This is a genomic window from Paraglaciecola marina (assembly GCF_004360155.1).
Classification (GTDB): domain Bacteria; phylum Pseudomonadota; class Gammaproteobacteria; order Enterobacterales; family Alteromonadaceae; genus Paraglaciecola; species Paraglaciecola marina.
Genome location: NZ_SAIS01000001.1, coordinates 599,383 through 617,662 on the forward strand (window position 1 = coordinate 599,383; position 18,280 = coordinate 617,662).

Annotated in this window: 15 protein-coding genes and 1 pseudogene; 11 read left to right on the top strand and 5 right to left on the bottom strand. The window is 39.5% G+C overall.

The genetic code is table 11. The annotated features are described in order from the left end of the window. Nucleotides 1-60: 60 nt before the first annotated feature. The 8 genes and pseudogenes from EOK74_RS08775 (at nt 61) to EOK74_RS08810 (ending at nt 8,796) form a co-directional block, all read left to right on the top strand. A complete protein-coding gene (locus tag EOK74_RS08775) occupies nt 61-312 on the top strand; it encodes an HP1242/YdcH family protein (RefSeq protein WP_133469594.1) in 252 nt (83 codons plus the stop codon). 254 nt (nt 313-566) lie between these two features. After that, nucleotides 567-1,052 (top strand): DUF6491 family protein, encoded by a 486-nt coding sequence (locus EOK74_RS08780; protein ID WP_133469595.1) that lies wholly within the window; start codon nt 567-569, stop codon nt 1,050-1,052. 162 nt (nt 1,053-1,214) lie between these two features. Further along, nucleotides 1,215-2,603 (top strand): MFS transporter, encoded by a 1,389-nt coding sequence (locus EOK74_RS08785; RefSeq protein ID WP_133469596.1) that lies wholly within the window; start codon nt 1,215-1,217, stop codon nt 2,601-2,603. A gap of 70 nt (nt 2,604-2,673) precedes the next feature. Next, a pseudogene (locus tag EOK74_RS08790) lies at nt 2,674-3,312 on the top strand (NADPH-dependent FMN reductase). 138 nt (nt 3,313-3,450) lie between these two features. After that, entirely contained in the window at nt 3,451-5,871 is a 2,421-nt protein-coding gene (locus tag EOK74_RS08795) for a diguanylate cyclase (RefSeq protein ID WP_239024055.1), read from the top strand. A gap of 54 nt (nt 5,872-5,925) precedes the next feature. Continuing rightward, on the top strand, nt 5,926-6,552 hold the full coding sequence (locus EOK74_RS08800; RefSeq protein WP_133469597.1) for a 3'-5' exonuclease: 627 nt from the start codon (nt 5,926-5,928) through the stop codon (nt 6,550-6,552). Beyond that, complete coding sequence (locus EOK74_RS08805) at nt 6,545-6,964, top strand: DUF1801 domain-containing protein (RefSeq protein WP_133469598.1); 420 nt, start codon at nt 6,545-6,547, stop codon at nt 6,962-6,964. Before EOK74_RS08800 ends, EOK74_RS08805 begins: the two co-directional genes overlap by 8 nt. Nucleotides 6,965-7,098: 134 nt before the next feature. Further along, the gene (locus EOK74_RS08810; RefSeq protein WP_239024056.1) at nt 7,099-8,796 is read left to right on the top strand and encodes an alkaline phosphatase D family protein; all 1,698 of its coding nucleotides are present in this window, start codon (nt 7,099-7,101) and stop codon (nt 8,794-8,796) included. A gap of 63 nt (nt 8,797-8,859) precedes the next feature. Here EOK74_RS08810 and EOK74_RS08815 read toward each other — a convergent pair whose 3' ends face one another. Further along, entirely contained in the window at nt 8,860-9,726 is an 867-nt protein-coding gene (locus tag EOK74_RS08815; protein WP_133469599.1) for an MYG1 family protein, read from the bottom strand. A 186-nt stretch (nt 9,727-9,912) separates the two neighbouring features. Continuing rightward, on the bottom strand, nt 9,913-10,482 hold the full coding sequence (locus EOK74_RS08820) for a TetR/AcrR family transcriptional regulator (RefSeq protein WP_133469600.1): 570 nt from the start codon (nt 10,480-10,482) through the stop codon (nt 9,913-9,915). Between the two features lie 137 nt (nt 10,483-10,619). Here EOK74_RS08820 and EOK74_RS08825 point away from each other — a divergent pair, with 137 nt between their 5' ends. Then, nucleotides 10,620-11,666: an efflux RND transporter periplasmic adaptor subunit gene (locus EOK74_RS08825; protein ID WP_166638737.1), complete on the top strand. Its 1,047-nt coding sequence runs from the start codon at nt 10,620-10,622 to the stop codon at nt 11,664-11,666. Then, nucleotides 11,666-14,710 carry an efflux RND transporter permease subunit gene (locus EOK74_RS08830; RefSeq protein WP_133469602.1) on the top strand — a complete coding sequence of 1,015 codons (3,045 nt, stop codon included), beginning with the start codon at nt 11,666-11,668 and terminating at the stop codon, nt 14,708-14,710. The genes EOK74_RS08825 and EOK74_RS08830 overlap by 1 nt, the downstream gene beginning before the upstream one ends. Before the next feature lie 89 nt (nt 14,711-14,799). Here the strand turns inward: EOK74_RS08830 and EOK74_RS08835 are convergent, their stop codons facing one another. Together EOK74_RS08835 and EOK74_RS08840 are read right to left on the bottom strand one after the other, a co-directional pair. Beyond that, nucleotides 14,800-15,108 carry a hypothetical protein gene (locus EOK74_RS08835; protein WP_133469603.1) on the bottom strand — a complete coding sequence of 103 codons (309 nt, stop codon included), beginning with the start codon at nt 15,106-15,108 and terminating at the stop codon, nt 14,800-14,802. Beyond that, nucleotides 15,099-15,401: a hypothetical protein gene (locus tag EOK74_RS08840; RefSeq protein ID WP_133469604.1), complete on the bottom strand. Its 303-nt coding sequence runs from the start codon at nt 15,399-15,401 to the stop codon at nt 15,099-15,101. The genes EOK74_RS08835 and EOK74_RS08840 overlap by 10 nt, the downstream gene beginning before the upstream one ends. 93 nt (nt 15,402-15,494) lie before the next feature. Between EOK74_RS08840 and EOK74_RS08845 the strand changes: the two genes are divergently transcribed. Further along, nucleotides 15,495-15,641, top strand: a complete 147-nt coding sequence (locus EOK74_RS08845) for a PEP-CTERM sorting domain-containing protein (RefSeq protein ID WP_133469605.1) — start codon at nt 15,495-15,497, stop codon at nt 15,639-15,641. Between the two features lie 124 nt (nt 15,642-15,765). Here EOK74_RS08845 and EOK74_RS08850 read toward each other — a convergent pair whose 3' ends face one another. After that, entirely contained in the window at nt 15,766-18,129 is a 2,364-nt protein-coding gene (locus tag EOK74_RS08850) for a TonB-dependent receptor (protein WP_133469606.1), read from the bottom strand. Between the last annotated feature and the right edge of the window lie 151 nt (nt 18,130-18,280).

Here is an 18,280-nt window from a genome sequence, read left to right on the forward strand (position 1 = left end):
TTGGTTTGCTTACATATAATTAACATAATGATTAAAGGTTACTTAAAAAGGAGTACCACTATGCAAGTAGATAAACATACATTACTTAAAGATTTTCCAGACCATCACCATACTATTCGTCACCTTAAAATGAATGATGCCCATTTTGCTAAGCTGTTTGATGAGTACCATGAACTTGAAAATGAAGTACACCACATTGAGAAAAACGATGAAGCAGTATCTGATGATTATTTAGATGCAGCTAAAAGCCGTCGAGTGCATTTGAAAGATGTACTGTTTAAATATGTACAAAGGGCAGAAAGCGAACTCTAGCCGTTACAAATAACTATTGTTATGAAGGCTTAAACTTTTGATAGAGTTTAAGCCTTATTATATTTAGGTTAACCGACAGATATTAAATATCTCTCCTTACTTATCTTTAAAAATTATTTTGTAAGCAATTGCATTGTTCAGTAAAGGTTCATTATTGAGCTGATAATATAAAGTAACTTGATGTTTAGTTTAAGTCGGTTAACGTATTGGTTTATCAATGTTTTGAAACTTATCTGCGCTAGTTTGGAGAATGTATGAATATGTTAAAGGTTACTTTCGTTTTGGTCGGGGTATTAATTTTAACGTCATGCTCAAGCTTGGGTGTAGATTTGCCGAGCCATGATGAATTATTACGGATAGAAACAGAACAAGATGGCAGAGCTTGTGTTCGCCAGCGCAGTATACGAGGGTATGGCTCGTTGGATGATGACGTGATTAGCATTAGTAGTAGTGGTAAAAAACGTTATTATTTAGCCACGACTTTTATGAACTGTAATTCTTTATTGACTAGTTTTAAGGCTGGTTTTAAAGGGGATTTTTTTGAAGTGTGTGGTGGTCGTAATGATAAGATTATTACTTCTGATGAAGCTTGCCCCATAAAAAGTATTTTTGAATTTGAAAACCGAGAGGCCGCATTTGCTGCTTACGAAAAAGTTGAAAAAACTCGTGATGATCTAAGAGCTGATGCTAAGAAAGAGCAAGAAGAAAAAGAAAATGCGCTAAAAATTTCCGCAGATTAACTTTTAATCTTTTGGGGATTGGGGTTGTCTAACAGCCCCCTAATGTTTTTACTTTATTTCGATTTATTCTGACCTACCTTAAATAAAACTATTATTCTTCTATACAATCGTAATTGCTTCACTATGATCTCTTTCTCATATTACATATAAGTGTTTTCTATTTTGCCCCAGTCTGCTGCCGAAAAATCTGTTTTAGCTAAATTTGCCCTGATCATTGTGTGTTTGGGATCCATTATTGGCCCTTTGGGTATGGCGTCTGTGAATATTGCCATTCCTGATATGGCAGCTGATTTACAAGCTAATGCGAAAATGGTGTCTTGGTTACCTACCTTGTTTATTTTAAGCAGTGTGGTGTTTATGTTACCGGCAGGTAAGTTGGCTGATAACTATGGTCGCAAGCGTATTTATAGTTATGGGTTAGCATTAAATGCTTTTTCGTCTCTAATGTGCGGTGTGAGTGGCAGTATGGAGTGGGTATTGTTTTGGCGCTTTGTGCAGGGGCTTGCGTCTTCAATGATTTTTGCCACGGGCATTGCCATCATTACTTCGGTTACACCATCTCATAAGCGCGGTGCAGCGTTGGGTTTGGCATCAGCGTGTATCTATATTGGCTTAACTATCGCACCAGCAGTAGGAGGCTGGTTAACTGAGTTGTGGGGGTGGCGAGCGGTGTTTTTGTTTCAGGTACCCATAGTTATTGCCTTGTTGATTTTAATAAAAATGCGCCTTGAAGGTGAGTGGAAGAACGACGATAGAACCAAGTTTGACTGGTGGGGAACCGGCATTTTTGCTTTGTTTGCAAGTTCGCTCGTATATGGTCTAAGTATACTGCCGCAAATATTAGGCGTAGGCATGCTTGTGTTGTCTGCTGCAAGCTTAGGTATGTTTGTGCTACATCAAAGCCGTAGCCGCAAGCCTCTTATACGGGTACAAATGTTTCGCGATAGTCGGGTGTTTTCTATGTCTTTGTCTACCTCACTATTGATGTATGCCAGTAACTTCCCCTTGGTGTTTTTAATCAGTTTATATTTGCAGTATGTGAAAGGTTTTACACCTTCTCATGCTGGTCAGATAATATTGCTGCAAGCGTTATCAATGGCGATATTGGCACCAATTTCTGGAAAGCTAGCAGATAAGTTCGAAGCTAGGCTTATCTCGACATTAGGTTGTGTCATAGTGGGGATAGGGTTAGCTGTACTGAGTACGATTAGCACTGAAACTAGTATTATGTATATTGCTATTTCGTTATTATTGATAGGAATTGGCTTTGGGTTGTTTTCTACTCCTAATAATAATGCCATTATGGGGGTTGTTAAGCCTGATGAAGTTGGGGTGGCGTCTGCTTCTTTAAACTTGTCACGGACTATTGGTAATCTGTTTGGTATGAGTTTGGTTAACTTGATGGTGCATTTTTATATTGGAGATGCACAGTTTAGTGCTGAGCAAAATCCAGCTTTGATTCAAACTTTTGATATGGCTTTGATGATGTCTCTTAGCTTTGTCTTGGTAGCGAGTGCCTTGTCAGCTCTACGAGGTAAATCAGGGGCTTAAAACATAATTTTAAATAGTTTTAGTTTTTCTTATGTTGTTAGCTGATTGATGTATGAGAGTGAGTGTTGATATGAAAATTTTGGTTTTTTTGGGAACGGTTCGTGATAGTACCCCACCTAAACCTGCTCGGTTGGGTGTCCGTGTTGCGAATGTGTGTATGGAATGTTTTCGTATTGGTTATTCTCAGTTAGACGTCGAGTTAATTGATGCCCTTGATTACCCCTTAGAGACTGTTTTTAAGCCTCACTTTACTTATTCAGAAGAGGGCGCCTGAACAACTAGACGAGCTGGCTAAAAAGATTGCTAAGGCAGATGGCTTTATGATGATTAGCCCTGAGTACAACCATTCAATGAGTCCTGTATTGGCGAATCTTTTGAATCATTTTGGTAGTTCACTGTTTTCATATAACCCTAGTGCCCTAGTGACATACTCGGTTGGGCAGTGGGGGGAATGCGTACTTTTTTGGCTGAGCTGGGGTGTTTATCTGTGTCTGCTATGATCCATGTGCCTAATGCACAACAGGTTTTTACTGAAGACGGAGCGATGCAGATTGATGAAAGCCAAACAGATTGGTTTACGTATTTTGGTCGTACTTTTAAGCAGCTTATTTGGTGGGCAGCCGCTACTCAAAAACATAGAGAAGCAGCAGACCCTCATAATATGCTTAACGGTTTTAAGATGGATCCAAAACAAAGGAATGCCCCCTAACTTAAAATTACCATAGAATCTGATTTTGTATCGATTTTAAAGGTTATTTTGTAAGTTAATGAAATGTTGTTAACATGTGTCGCTTTTTACATTTTGGCGGTAAATGCCGGAAAACGAATGAGAGTTGGAAATTGAAACATGCTGCATGACTGCAATTTGTACCAATGGGTTGTTGGCTTATCTATATTTACAAGAAGGTTAGCTAGCAAACACTTGGTGTCTTTTAGTCGCAAACCCTTATTGGGTTTGTTGTTTTGTACTTTTTTATTGAATTCTGTTGAGGTTTTATCTCAACAGAATAATGGGCAAACCAGTATTGTTGGGATTGAATATGAGCGCCTTTCTGATGCTGAGCTACTTGATATGGCTGAGTATTTTGAAGATAGTGATTTGCATTTAAGCCAGCAATTGGCAATTAAAGCTCTGAACAAATCCATAGAAAATAACGATTCGATTTTGAGTGCTAAAACACATAGGTTTTTGGGCAATTTTGCTGAAAACGCAAAAGACTTTGAGTTAGCCGCCAGCCATTTTTTAAAAGGGGCGCTCATATATAAAGAAGAGGAGCATCAAGAAAATTTTATTAAAATGTCTCTTTATTACACTAAGGCTTTGTTAAAGCAAAAGCTTTATGAGAAAGCCGTAGATGTCATCACTGAGCTTTTACCCATAACACTAGAATATGGTGATGAACCACTTATTGGACGCTCTTTGATACTGCAGGGGGATGGATTATACAAGAGCAAACGTTATGAGGATGCAATTGCAGCATACTCAGAAGCTACAGCCTATCTCACTGGTCATGATGAGGTTATACAGAAGTTTCTTGGAAATACTTATAAACAACTTGCTCAGTCTTACAAGCGTTTAAAAAATAGAGAAAATACTGCCCTTTATTATAAAAAAACTTTGGACGTTTACACTGCTTTACGTGACCAAAGATTAATTGCACGAACTTTAAATACATTGGCTGAAGCAGAGCGTCATTTAGGTAATTATGTTATTGCTTTGGATTACTCAATTCGAGGCATAGAGCTTCATAAATTACTTGATGATCCTGAGGGGCGAGCAAAGGCTTTAACTGGAGCTGGAATAATATACAGATATATTGGACGTTATAAAAAGTCTTTAAAACATATTCACGAAGCTCACCTTTATTATAAAAAAGTGGGTGATAATAGCGGTCTTGCTAAGACTTCTAATCAAATGGGGCTTATATATACTAGGCTAAAACAATTTGCTCAAGCGCGTTCGTTTTATCAACTAACAGTTGATCTGCCCAGAGCTGAAATAGATGCTAATACGTTAGCAACAGCCCTAAGAGAACTTGCTGTAATTGACTTAAATAATGGAGATTTTGAAACTGCGTTAACTATGGCAAAAAAAGCTCTTAACACCTATCAAGCTGAAAATGACAGAAATAAACAAGCCTTAGCTTTACGTATTATTGGGAATATTTATCGAGATGCGGGTGACCAGGCCAGTTCGATTCATTTTTATAGGAAGTCCTTAACTATGGCATCTGATATAGGTAATAAAATATATGAAGCTAAAGCGAAAACAGCTTTAGCTGGGGTCTTAATTGGTGAAAATGCAGATGAGGCCATAAGCTTACTCATAGAAGCGGTTGCGACCTCAGAAGAGATAAATAATAAACTTCAGATGTTATACGCCTATCGTTTGCTAATTGAAGCTGAAAAGGTAAAGGGAGATATTGCATCGGCATTAGACTACGCAGAGAAAGAAATTGCTTTAAGCCGCCTTATTCAAGAAGAAAATGAAAGTAATGAGCTGGTGTTGCAAAAAGCAAGTTTGTATTCCCATAAAATGGAGATTGAGTTGGAATCTCTAAGAGAGAAAGCAAAGTTAGATAAATTAGAGTTAGAAAGAAAAAACAATGAAATAGAAATAGCTGGGCAAGCTCAGAAAATTTCAGAGTTAGAACTCGTAAAGAATCAATATGCCAGTATCGCTCTAGTGGCATTATTAATTGTTTGTTTATTTATAGTTTTAGCTGTTTATAGGCGCTTTAATGATTCCAAAAAACGTAACAGGGAGTTAGATTATTTAGCCGCACGTGACCCTCTTACCAACTGTTACAATCGACGGGTTTTATTTGAGCTTATGAGTCGTGACTTCGCGAGTTTAGAGCCTTTAAATGAGTATTGTGTGATTATGATAGATATCGATCATTTTAAGAGAGTAAATGATACTTATGGGCACAGTATTGGAGATGAAGTGATTCGTGGTGTCGGCGACTTATTACAAAATGCTGTAAGGCAAAATGATATTGTTGCTCGATATGGCGGTGAAGAATTTTGTGTTGTACTTCCAAGCGCTTCACAGCACCAAGCTATGCGTATCTCTGACACTATTCGTTCACAAATTGAAAGCAGAACGTTTGAAAATGTAGCTATCACAGCTAGTTTAGGGGTTTCATCCATTAAATTTAAAGCAAAGAGCCCTTCTGAGTTAATTAATCAGGCAGATGTTGCCTTGTTTCGATCTAAATCTTTAGGCCGTAATCAAGTAACATTTTGGGATGAGACTTTAGCATAATGATGCTGGTGAAGTGGCGTTATTCTTGTCAGTCTAAGTGTAAGGGTGTGGTATATGACTGATGCTAATACTGTTATTGTTCTAGATTTTGAAACCACGGGTTTGTCACCAGACTACGGTGATAGGGCCATAGAAATAGGTGCTGTGAAGATTGAGTCTGGGGTGATCGTTGAGCGCTTTCAAGGGTTAATGAACCCAGGTAAACCTATTAGTTCTTTTATTGAAAATTATACGGGTATCAATAATTTTATGCTCAAGGACGCGCCACCTTGTGAGGATGTTATGGCGCAGTTTGCAGATTTTATTGCCGGTTATAATTTAGTTGCTCACAACGCATCCTTTGATAAACGCTTTTTGGATTCTGAGTTTGCAGCTATTTCTGAGTCTTATTCTGGGCAGTTTTCATGCTCTATGTTGATGGCTAGGCGTATATATCAAGACGCGCCCAATCATAAGTTGTCATCTTTAATCAGTTATACGGGTATTGAGTCACAGGGTGGGTTTCACCGGGCTTTATATGATGCTGAAATGACAGCCAAATTCTGGTTGGTGATGCTGGCAGATATGGAGCAGCAATATGGTATGTCGTCGATCCCTTTTTCATTAACTCAAAAGCTTACTAAAACTCCCAAGCAACAGGTTGCTAGGCTAATGCACAATGAAAAGGCTATGTATGGCTGAAAACAAAACTCAGGCCAATGCCAGCAATGTTATAGATTTTATTGCTTCTATTGAGCACAAGCAAAGAGCAGCAGATGCTTTAGTGTTACTTGATATGTTTGCTGAGATTACGCAACAAAGAGGCGTGATGTGGGGCAACAGTATTATCGGGTTTGGGACTTATTCCTATCAGAATGCAGATAAGAAACAACATCGGTCTTTACGTACTGGCTTTTCTCCTCGTAAACAAAACTTAGCTTTGTATATTATGATGGGATTTAGTGAGCTGAAACCTAAGTTACTGCAATTAGGAAAACACAAAATAGGTAAGTCTTGTTTATATATCAACAAATTAAGTGATGTTGATACAGACGTTTTACAAAACATTATTAAGTCATCCTTAGATGAAATGGATAGAAAATATCCTCACTAGTAGTGTCAATCTGAATAATATTTAGTTTTAAATATTAGCCTTTCATTCGCCACAAAACTGCAATTTTACCGTTATAAATATGTCATACAGGGCCTTTATGATACCTGCAAATTATATTTCTATTTACAGGTATTATGTTGCAACCTTTATCACGACGTCACTTTTTATCCTTATCTGCTACCTCAATCGGTAGCATGGTTTTATCTACTAGTTTAACAGGGTGCGCTATTTCAAGTGCCAAAGAGGATGACTTAAGTGATGTAGAGTTTAGCCACGGTATTGCCAGTGGTGATCCTTTGCAAGGCTCGGTGATTTTATGGACTCGGGCATTACCCCAAGACGGTGCAGTTTCTGCTCGCTTGGTTTGGGAACTAGCAACAGATAATAACTTTACAAATATTGTGCGCTCTGGGCTGGTGGATTCTTCTGAGTCTAGAGATTATACGGTTAAAGTAGACGTACAAGAGTTAAACCCTGCCACTGAGTATTTCTATCGCTTTAAAGGTCGTCAGCAAGTCAGTATGACAGGCCGCACAAAAACCTTACCATCAACTAACCCAGAGCAGATCAAGTTTGTTGTGGTGTCATGTTCTAATTACCCTGCAGGGTACTTTAATGCTTATCAAGAAGCTGCCAAAACCCCTGGTTTAGACGCGGTATTGCACTTAGGTGATTACATTTATGAGTATGATGCTAAAGGCTATGCTACACAGCGAGCAGCCGAAATAGGGCGAGAGTTTGCATCTGATAATCTTGGTGAGCTGCTCACCCTTGAGGATTATCGTAACCGATATGCCATTTATCGCACGGACAAAGGCTTAACTGCGCTGCATGCTGCGGCTCCATTTATTGCTGTGTGGGATGACCACGAAATCATGAATGATACTTGGTCGGGTGGGGGAGAAAACCATAACCCTGGCGAAGGTGACTTTTATGAGCGCCGCGCTGCGGCAATTCAGGCTTATTACGAATGGTTACCTATCAGGCCGCCTAAAGGGGATTTACAACCTCATATTTATCGTACCTTTGATTTTGCTAACTTGTTGTCATTGCACATGTTAGATACGCGAGTCATAGGTCGAGATGAACAGCTTGAGTACAGTCATTACATCAACAAAGATACCCAACAGATGGATAGTGAAGGGTTCATTGCTGATTTACAGAATAAAAATAGAAGTTTACTAGGTAAAGCGCAGTTTGATTGGTTGGTTAATTCGTTGAAAACCTCTGAGGCCAAATGGCAGCTATTAGGACAGCAGGTGTTAATGGGTAAAATGCTTATTCCTGGGGCAATGTTAAGTCAGCTTGGTAAGAAGGACGCAGCAGCGTTAATGACAAAGTTAACGAGTATAAAAGTTAGATTACTCAAAGGTGATGCATTAACGGCACAGGAGCAAAGTTTAATTGATACTGTTTTACCCTATAACTTAGATGCGTGGGACGGTTACCCGGTTGAAAGAGAAAAGCTATATACCGCTGCTGCTAATTTAGGTAAAAAACTGGTTGTGGTGGCCGGTGATACCCACAATGCGTGGACTAGCCAGTTAACCAATAACAGAGGAGATACTGTGGGGATTGAATTTGCAACACCTGCGGTAACCTCACCGGGAATTGAAACTTACCTTAAATTAGATGAGCAAGGTGCCAAACAAACCGCACAGGCACTAACCTTATTGATTGATGATTTGCAGTATTGTGATTTGCATCAAAGAGGGTATTTGCAGCTTACTGTTACGGAGCAAAATATTGATGCGACTTGGCGTTTTGTTGATAACATTTTGTCTACGGATTATACAATATCAAACGAACATCAAGTAAGTTACCCAGAATAAGTGGGACTACGAGCAATAAAAAAGGGAGTCAATTGACTCCCTTTTATGTCAGGTTTTTAAATTCTACTGAAGGGCAATGGATGCCATCTTCATGGTGCTTTCAAAGGACTCAGCTCCGGCAATAAATAAACCATTATGACAAAACATAGCATCAGCAATACCAGTGGCTTGCTGCAATGCTTCATCTGATAAGCCTGCCCATTTTTTTGGTAGAGACTTTCTGTTTTCAAAAGAACCTGGTTCGACAGGCACAGTTTGAATTCTCCATTGGCCCGTATCTGAAGGATAAATAACGTACAACGCTTGTTCTGATAAGGCATGGACTGTTTTTTTCCAAGGGGTGTATTTCTCTAACACAATTACCCGTGGGTCTGTTGCGTTTGCAATGGCTTCGGCCACGATAGACTTGGCATTAATCCCGCCACTTGCTGCTGCAATAAAGCGCTTTAAGATGCGAGATGCAAAGGTTACGGCTTCATTAAAGCAGTCGTCATACTGACTGTCTTCTTGCCATGTTGGGTTGAACATTGAAATGGTTTGGCTAAGGCTAATACCTTCTGACACACCTTCTGCGTATCCACAGTCTATTGCATCAATAGTTGATACTAGCCCTGCATCAATGGCATCGGCGACTTCTTGGTTTCCTTCGCAAAGTGCTAAGCCATATTTTTGCCAAATTAAACCAAAGGACGAAAAGGGGATGCCATTTTCACGGGCGCCGGCCCCACCTCGTTGATGGTGGTCAAAACGTCCTGCATCTGGATCATATTCTCCGCCTACATCTATTACGATATCAGCCTTGGCTATGACGTCTTTTTTACGGGTTCGTACTAGGGTAAAGCTCGGGTAAATGTTTTTAAGTGTGGCAACGCTAAATACGTCATCAGCATGAAAATTACCACTGTGGGTAACTATGGTTTTATCTGTCATTGTTGTATAGCCAAGTAAAAAGGAATAGGACGGTATAGAGGGACCGTTTCATTTAGGATGTTATTTACTAATATAAATCACAGAGGCGATTTTATACGAAAAGCACTGTTAAAAGCAGTGAGTCATAGTGAATTTATAAAAAACAATTGTTTTAGGTAAGTATACCACTCGACGCTCTAGTTCAGATTAAATGATACAAGATACTTCATAAACATGCAGTGTTGTTTTTACAACCTGATTAGGATCAGCCGCTGAACTTGATAGCATGATTCCTTCTGCTAATAGTTCTATGTTTGTGGCTAGTGTTTCGCAGTCTAAGCCTATTTTTTTGAGGCTAAGTTGGCCGTTGTCGGTAGCTCGCTGTAAACGTATTTGAATGGCACGCCTTGTTTTTATGCGACTTTGTTCTAGTAAATCTTGGCAATAAGAATGGCCTGCGAGGATCAAGTCTGACTTGATCATCGCATTAGGAATGTTGTCAAATACTTCGGTGCAGCGTCTTGCCAAAAACTCGTAGGTGTCATTCCAAAATAACCCAGTTTTATTGGTATATTCTTGAATCTCCGTATCTTTATCTAATAGATAATTTTCTAAAGTGGCTCTAAATAACACCTCCTTTGAAGAAAATTGCTTATGAATTGTCACTCTCGATACGCCAGAGTAACGGCTGATCATGGCAATACTCGTTGCGCTGTATCCATGTAGAAAGAAGCATTCTTTGGCGGTATCAAATATTTTTTGGGTACTTTTTAGCATTTATCTCTGCCTTAATTTCAGGACGCTAGTTTACCTGAATCAGTTTATTTTTCAATTGGGTTTACACTTAGTGTTAATGTGTTAATATCGCGGCAAGTTAGTTGATGTGCAATTGGCGTAATTTTTTGGAGAATAGGATGAAACAGTGGATCTTTATAGGTCTGATAATATTGTGTCAGAGTTGTAGTGAGTCAGAGGTTGTTGAAGTAAAAGAAGAGCCGGTTGTGGTGCAAACTTTTACTGTGGTTGAGAAACCAAGTAATGATGCCTATGAATTTCCTGCTGTTGTTTCTGCTGTTAAAAATGTGGAGCTCAGATTTGAAGTGGCAGGACGCTTGATTGCTACGGATTTAGTGAAAGGTCGAAAAGTCGAAAAAGGTCAGGTATTAGCTCAAATTGATCCTGCTCCTTATGAGCGCAAAGTGAAAGATAGAGAAGCTAGACATGAGCTTGCCACTAATGACTTGAAACGTATTGAGACACTCTACAAAACTGGTGGCGTATCACCTAGTGCTTACGATAATGCCAAAACTCAATTCGAAACTACCCTTTTAGACCTTAATAATGCCAAACAAGATCTGAGTTATACCGAAGTTACCGCACCATTTGATGGTTTTGTATCTGACAGATATGTTGAAAACGACAGTTATGTGCAAGTGGGCCTGTCTATAGCCACTATACAAGATCGTTCAAGTTTGTACTTTTCGTTTGATGTGCCAGAACGAGTAATGACCTTGAATCATGGCAATAAAGACGTTTTAGCAACGGCTCGTATCATAGGTGTCGAAGATCAAATCTATACTATTCATTACGTAGAGCACGAAGCTACACCTGATCCTATTACTCAGACTTACAATGTTACCTTTGCTATCGATAACGCCAAAGAGACGTTATTTATTCCAGGATCTAGGGCAATGGTCACAATTGAAACTAAGGTTAGCAAAGCTAATGTTATTGCAGTGCCTGTATCGGCTGTATTTGGTGATAGTGAGTCGGGGTTTGCTGTGTGGTGGTTTGACGAAGCGCAGAGCAGAGTGACTAAAAAGACAGTTACTGTTAATGGAATTTTCGACAAATACGTTCTCATCGGTACTGGTTTAGCGGCAGGTGATAAAATTGTATCTGCGGGTGTGACTAATTTGCGAGATAACTTACTCGTTCGTGAGTATAAGGTAGCGCCATAATGGATATCGCTCGTTATTCACTTACTAGGCCCGTCAATATATGGTTGCTGGCCATAGTGTGTATTATCGGCGGCTTGATCGCCCTTGGAAGTATCGGTCGATTAGAAGATCCCGCTTTTACTATTAAACAATCAATGATAATGACCTATTATCCTGGGGCGAATGCAGAGAAAGTTGAAAAAGAATTAACTGAACAAATTGAGATTGCGCTACAGAAAATGCCGCAGTTGAAACGTTTGGTTTCAACTAGTAAACCCGGTGTGTCGCAAATTAGAGTTGAAGTACTTTCAACATACGATACAGAAGAGTTACCCCAAATTTGGGATGAGCTGAGAAAGCGGCTACGAGACCTGCACTCCTCTTTACCAATTGGTACGTCTACGCCTTTGGTTATTGATGATTTTGGTGATGTGTATGGATTGTATTATGCGCTGACTGCACCAGACTTTTCTCCCTATCAAATTAGAGAGTTTTCTCGGGTTATTCGCAGAGAGTTACTGACTATTGATGGTGTAGCAAAAGTTGATGTTAATGGTATTTTAGAAGAAGAAATTGTTGCTACTTTTGATACTTACCAAATAGCTGGGTTAGGTTTGTCGTTTCCTGATATTACGCAACTTTTAAACAATAATTTGCAACCTTTTACCGGTGGTAGGTTATTGGTGGAAGGTAAGCAAGTTAGGATTTCCTTAGCTGATTCTAAAAATAAAATAGATGAAATAGGAAATCTATCCATTGTTTTACCTGGAAATAATGCGTCTATAAAGCTTCGAGATATTGCCGAAATTAGCATCCAGCCTCTAGAAATCCCTCAAAGTATCATGCGTTACAACGGCAAAGATGCTACTACATTTGCAGTGTCAGCTAAGTTTGACGTAAATATTGTGGATGTTGGGAAAAAAGTAAATCAAAAGGTTGAAGAGCTAATGAAGTCTCTTCCTGCTGGCATAGTTGTTGAGCCTTTATATGACCAAGCGGGAATTGTAGAAGAGGCCGTAGATGGTTTCATTCTCAATCTAGAAGTGTCCGTGTTAGTCGTAACCTTAGCTTTATGTATTTTTATGGGGTGGCGCTCCGGTGTAGTAGTTGGGGTAACCTTACTTATTACTGTACTTGGAACAGTATTATTGATGTGGCTTAGTGAGCTACGTTTACAACGTATATCCTTAGGGGCAATGGTTATTGCCATGGGGATGTTAGTGGATAATGCCATAGTGGTAGCCGAAGGTATGATGATGCGTATGGCCAAAGGTAAATCGGCTATGGAAGCGGCTAGTTTTATTGTGAAGCGAACCCAGTGGCCTTTATTGGGTGCTACCGTAATCGGCATTATGGCGTTTTCTGGAATTGGATTATCAAATGATGCTACCGGCGAGTTTTTGTATTCACTTTATGCAGTGGTATTGATTTCCTTGTTACTTAGTTGGGTATTCGCGGTGACATTGACCCCATTATTAGGCAAATATTTCTATAAAGTTGGCGAAGAAGTTACCACGGAGCCTAAGTTATCAGCTTTATCTAAGGGATATTTGAGCTTTTTAAAATTAGCCTTACGTTTTAGATGGGTGAGCTTGGCAGTATTGATTATTATTACCATAACCGCTTACGCTAGTTTTGGAATGATAAAACAAGGTTTCTTCCCGCCTTCAAATGCTCCGGTGTTTTTTATTAACTATTGGAGCCCACAAGACAGAGATATTCGGGAAACAGAAATTAATATGATAGAAGGTGAAAAAATCATATTAGCTGATGACAGTGTTTCTTCGGTTGCTACTTTTGTGGGGCGCGGTGCTGAGCGATTTACCTTGTTGTATAGCCCTGAATTACCAAATGAAAGTTATGGCCTGTTTTTGGTAAGGGTTGAAAACGCAGAAGATATTCCAGCAACCGCCGAGGCGTTAACTAAAGAGCTACAGGCTGTAGATCCAGAGGGGCGTTATTATGTGAAGGTGATTCAGTTTGGTCCTTCAGCAGAAGCTAAGTTGCAGGTTAGATTTTCGGGCCCTGATCCAGAAGTTTTACGAGACCTCGCAGCCCAAGCTAAGGATGTTTACATTGATGATCCTTCTATTGGTAATGTTAGGGATAATTGGAGAGAGAAGGGCTTTATTCTAACCCCACAGTACGATGAAATTACTGCTGGTTTAGCCGGTGTATCAAGGTTAGATTTCTCAGAGGCAATTCAATTTGCTAGTAGTGGCTTACAAATTGGGCAATTGCAGTTTGGAGACTATTTGTATCCAATTATTGCTAAGATTCGCATGCAAACTGAACCTGAATTATCAGACATACAAAATAGTATGGTGTGGAGTAGCAGTCAAAGGCGATATATTCCGTTTCAACAGGTATCTAGTGGTATTAAGTATGAAAGCGAAGAGCTGTTAATTCAAAGAAGGGATCGGGTACGTACTATTAGTATATCCGCTGAGCCTGGTGCAAATGAAACTGCTGGTGCTGCATTTGCTAGAGTGAAACAGCAATTAGAAGACATTCCTTTGCCCGTTGGTTATTCATTAGAATATGGCGGCGAGTTTGAAACAGCAAACGAAGCACAACAAGCTTTAGGTGCTGGTTTACCATTAGGGTTTTTGGTGATGTTCTTGATAAGTGTGGTCTTGTTTGGTCGGGTTAGGCAGCCTTTAATTATTTGGTTAATTGTACCCATGGCTATTGTGGGTGTGGTTGCTGGCTTATTAACTGCTGATATGCCCTTTGGCTTTATGTCTTTGTTAGGGTTTTTAAGTCTGTTTGGTATGTTGATCAAAAATGCGATTGTATTACTAGAAGAAATAGACCTGCAAATTGGAGAGGGCAAAGAGCCATTACATGGCTTGATTGAAGCCAGCGTGAGTCGTTTACGCCCAGTTGCTTTAGCCGCTATTACAACCATTTTAGGGGTGATGCCGTTGTTGTTTGACCCCTTCTTTGCTGATATGTCTGTGACGATAATGGGAGGCCTAGCCTTCGCAACACTATTAACTTTGGTTGCTGTGCCGGTATTTTATAGTTTGTTTTACCGGATACCTTTTAGGAAAGATTATTAACAGCTAAAGATTATAATTGTTTTAAGATCCTTGGGCCGGAGTAAACTTTTCGATTTACTCTGGCCTGAGTTGTTTTATAACCTTGTGTTTTAATGGTTATTCTGAATGTTGAAATACACAATTTCGGACAGAGTTTTGGCCTGATTTAGCGCTGGAACGGCTCGTTTAAATAAGCTGTCAAAGTTGTCATCTAGTTCCATTTTTGCATATTGGTACACCATAACAAAGTCCATTAAATATAAATAATCTTCTAAAAATACCACTAATACACTGCGTAGAGCTAAACTGAAAATGTTGTAAAAAGCATTTTCGGTACAAGCAATCCACATGTGAGGTAACACTAAAAAGAATATTGCAAATGAACTATCAATAGACTGAGTAAGTTTCACTAACAACATTTCAAATCTTCTTTTTGGGTAGATATGCCTGAGCCCACTAAAAATAGTGGGCTAAGTATAATGAGGCCAGCCAATTCACCAATCCAAAAGGGTAACCAGATTTCAGATACTTCTTGGATGGACATCATATCCGACACAATTAGTGCGCTTAAAACTAAGGTTGTGGCAATGAGTGCAGACACCGCTGCGATTAATAAGAAGCTAAGAATAGACTGGGGTAAAGTAAGCTGTTTTGTTTCAGTTAGCCAAAGTAGTAGTCGACTGCCTAAATAGGTAGGGAATGATATGGGCAAGCAACCTTGGATAACATATAAATTAGCTCAGTTAATCTGATAATTACTATTGGTAAGTGCAGAACATTAACATTTAATTGGTCAGGCATTGATATGTTAAGAATAAATGACTCTGGTAATCATTTTGTTATGGATAACATGGTAATAAATGCTGGCGTTGAAGAAGTTCCTGAGCCAGCATCTATAGCAATTCTTGCATTAGGCTTATGTGGATTAGCATCACGACGTTTTAAAAAATAACCAGTATTAAAGGTTAATAGTTTAAACGTTAATAACGTAATTAAACCGTTATTTTAAAGGGGTATCAATGTGATTTGATACCCCTTTTCTATGTAGTGCTTAAATTAAGTTTATGTTTTAGTTGTTAATTTCCAAAAGACATTGAGAAGTCTATACCTACAAACCTTGGCGGTCCTGCTACAAAGGTTGGGTTACCAAAACTGCCGCCTGTATTACCCGCGTCAACTAAATACTCTTTGTCGAACAAATTGCTAGCGTACAAACTCAGGTTCCAGCCACTCTCTTGGTTAGCAATACCAATTCTAGCGTTAACTAAACTGATTGCGTCTTCACTGATATCTAAACCTGAAATAGGTGCATTATCTGGTTCAAAGTATATGTCTGAGCGATAACTGTATATCAAAGAGCCCGTCAAACTATAGTTGTCTGACAACTCTTGGTTATAAGACACTCCGGTACTTGCAGTCCATTCTGGTTGTAACCTAAAACGATTGCCGGCCAGTTCGCCATTGGCGCTATCGTCATCGATTGTGGCGTCTATGTAGGCTAAGTTTGCAAATACGTCAAAGTTATCACCCACTAGTGCTCTTACTTCAGACTCGAATCCAAAGTTTGTTGCAGAGCCAGCATTGGCAGTAAAGAAGTTACCTGCATCGTCTTGTTGAGTTACTTGGAAATCAGAGTAGTCTTGATAATAGACAGATGCAGAGTAAGTAACAGTACGGTTTAGTGCTTGGCCTTTCACGCCTGTTTCTGCATTCCAGATAATCTCTGCAGGTACTAAGGTGACATCTGCTACAACATTGCCATCTTCATCTGTGGTAGAGCTTACATCTAAAACTTCTGAGCGACGGCCTTTTGAGATAGTTGCGTAGATATTGGTGTTGTCGCTTAGTTTATAAAGCATATTAAAGCGCGGTAACCAGTCGTTAAATTTATCTGTTGCTTCAAGTACTACACCATCGGTATTAACCACAGGTAGAAGCGGCCCAGGTGCGCCAATACTTGTTAGTATGAAGGAGTCTGGCGCAACTGAGCTATATCCACTGGTTTTATCTTCACTGATATAGCGAATACCGGCTGTAAGCTCTAAATCTTGACTAACTGCATAAGTAAAATCTGCAAATACTGATAATGAATATGTCTCACCAAAATTACTGAATACCGCGGCATAAGGTATTTCAGTTAACGCGCCTTCTGTAAGTGCCGGTGTTAATTGATTTACAGAGCCATCTGCATTAATACAAGGTAGGCCAGTGCCTAATGCACCTAAACAGTTTAAATAAATCGACTCTTCTGTGCTAAAAGGTACGGCCTGACTTCCATCTTCGGTAAAGTAACTAATTCCAGCGATGGTGGTCAGCTTTTCACCTGAATGTAGTAATCTAAATTCTTGGCTAAATTGGTCGCCTTGTGCATCTTCTGCAAATTCTAAAAACCATGCTTGGGTTCCGTCACCATCAAAAATCTCTAACGAGTCGAAACTACGAGTGGCTGATACTGATGTAAACGTGAGACTGTCAGATATTAACCATTCAACTGTTAGGTTAAGATCCTCTGTTGTGCGGTCTACGCCTAGTTTTTCAGCACCTAATACTTCAGCAGAGTAGGGGCTACCTGATAATTCAACGAAACTATAAGGACTAGTATCGCCACCTGTTGGTGCGTAAAGCCCATTTTTAAAAGAGGTGCCAGAGTCTTGGTTTTCTTCATGGGTATAGGTTAAATCTGCAGTGATTGCTTCGTTAGGAGTGAATCTTAATGAAGCACGATAAGCTGTGCGCTCAATTGCATGCATGTCATCTTGCTGAGTACCATCAACAGATTGTGAACCTTCTTCACCTGCTATATTTTTAATGTAACCGTCACGTTCGCGGTAGCTAAATGCAAACCTGCCTTGAAGTGTATCGTTACCACCAGTTACGTAGCCTTTAACTTGCTTCGCTGCAAAGTTTCCTGCGCCTATGGTTACCGCTGCTGAAAAGTCTTCTTCTGGCTTGTTCGTAATGACGCTTAACGCACCCACTGAAGCCGCCGTGCCAAATAAAGTAGCTTGAGGGCCTTTAACTACTTCAACCCTTTGTATGTCGAACATTTCAAAGTATGAACCACGTGAGCGAGAAATATCTGCACCATTGTAATAGATTGATACACGGGGAGAGGCTTGTGATGAGCCGCTATCTGAGGTGATACCGCGTATTACAAAGCCAGGGTTGTTTGGGCTTTGTTCTTGAATCACTAAGCCAGGAGTAATTTCAGATAATGTATCTAATTCACCCACACCGATAGAGTCCAAAAAGTCACCATTGTAAGCACTAATACTGGCTGGAACATCTTGGATGGATTGCACTCGTTTTTGAGTTGTAACGGTTATTTGTTCTATTTGTTGGTCGCTGGCTTGTTGTGCATTTACTTGAACGCTCAGTGCTGCACTTATGAGTATGGACAATTTACTTAGTCTAGGTATGAGTGATTTTGTGTGTTTCATTATTGTATTTCTCTATTTTTATAAAAGCGGTTTCCCCGAAGCAGGCCAAACTAAGAGTTTTATAAGACGATTCCATGACACTAAAATGACATTATTGTGAATTCAATTGCTTTGTTAAGTGTTTGTTAATTAATAGGATTTCTTAATGAGT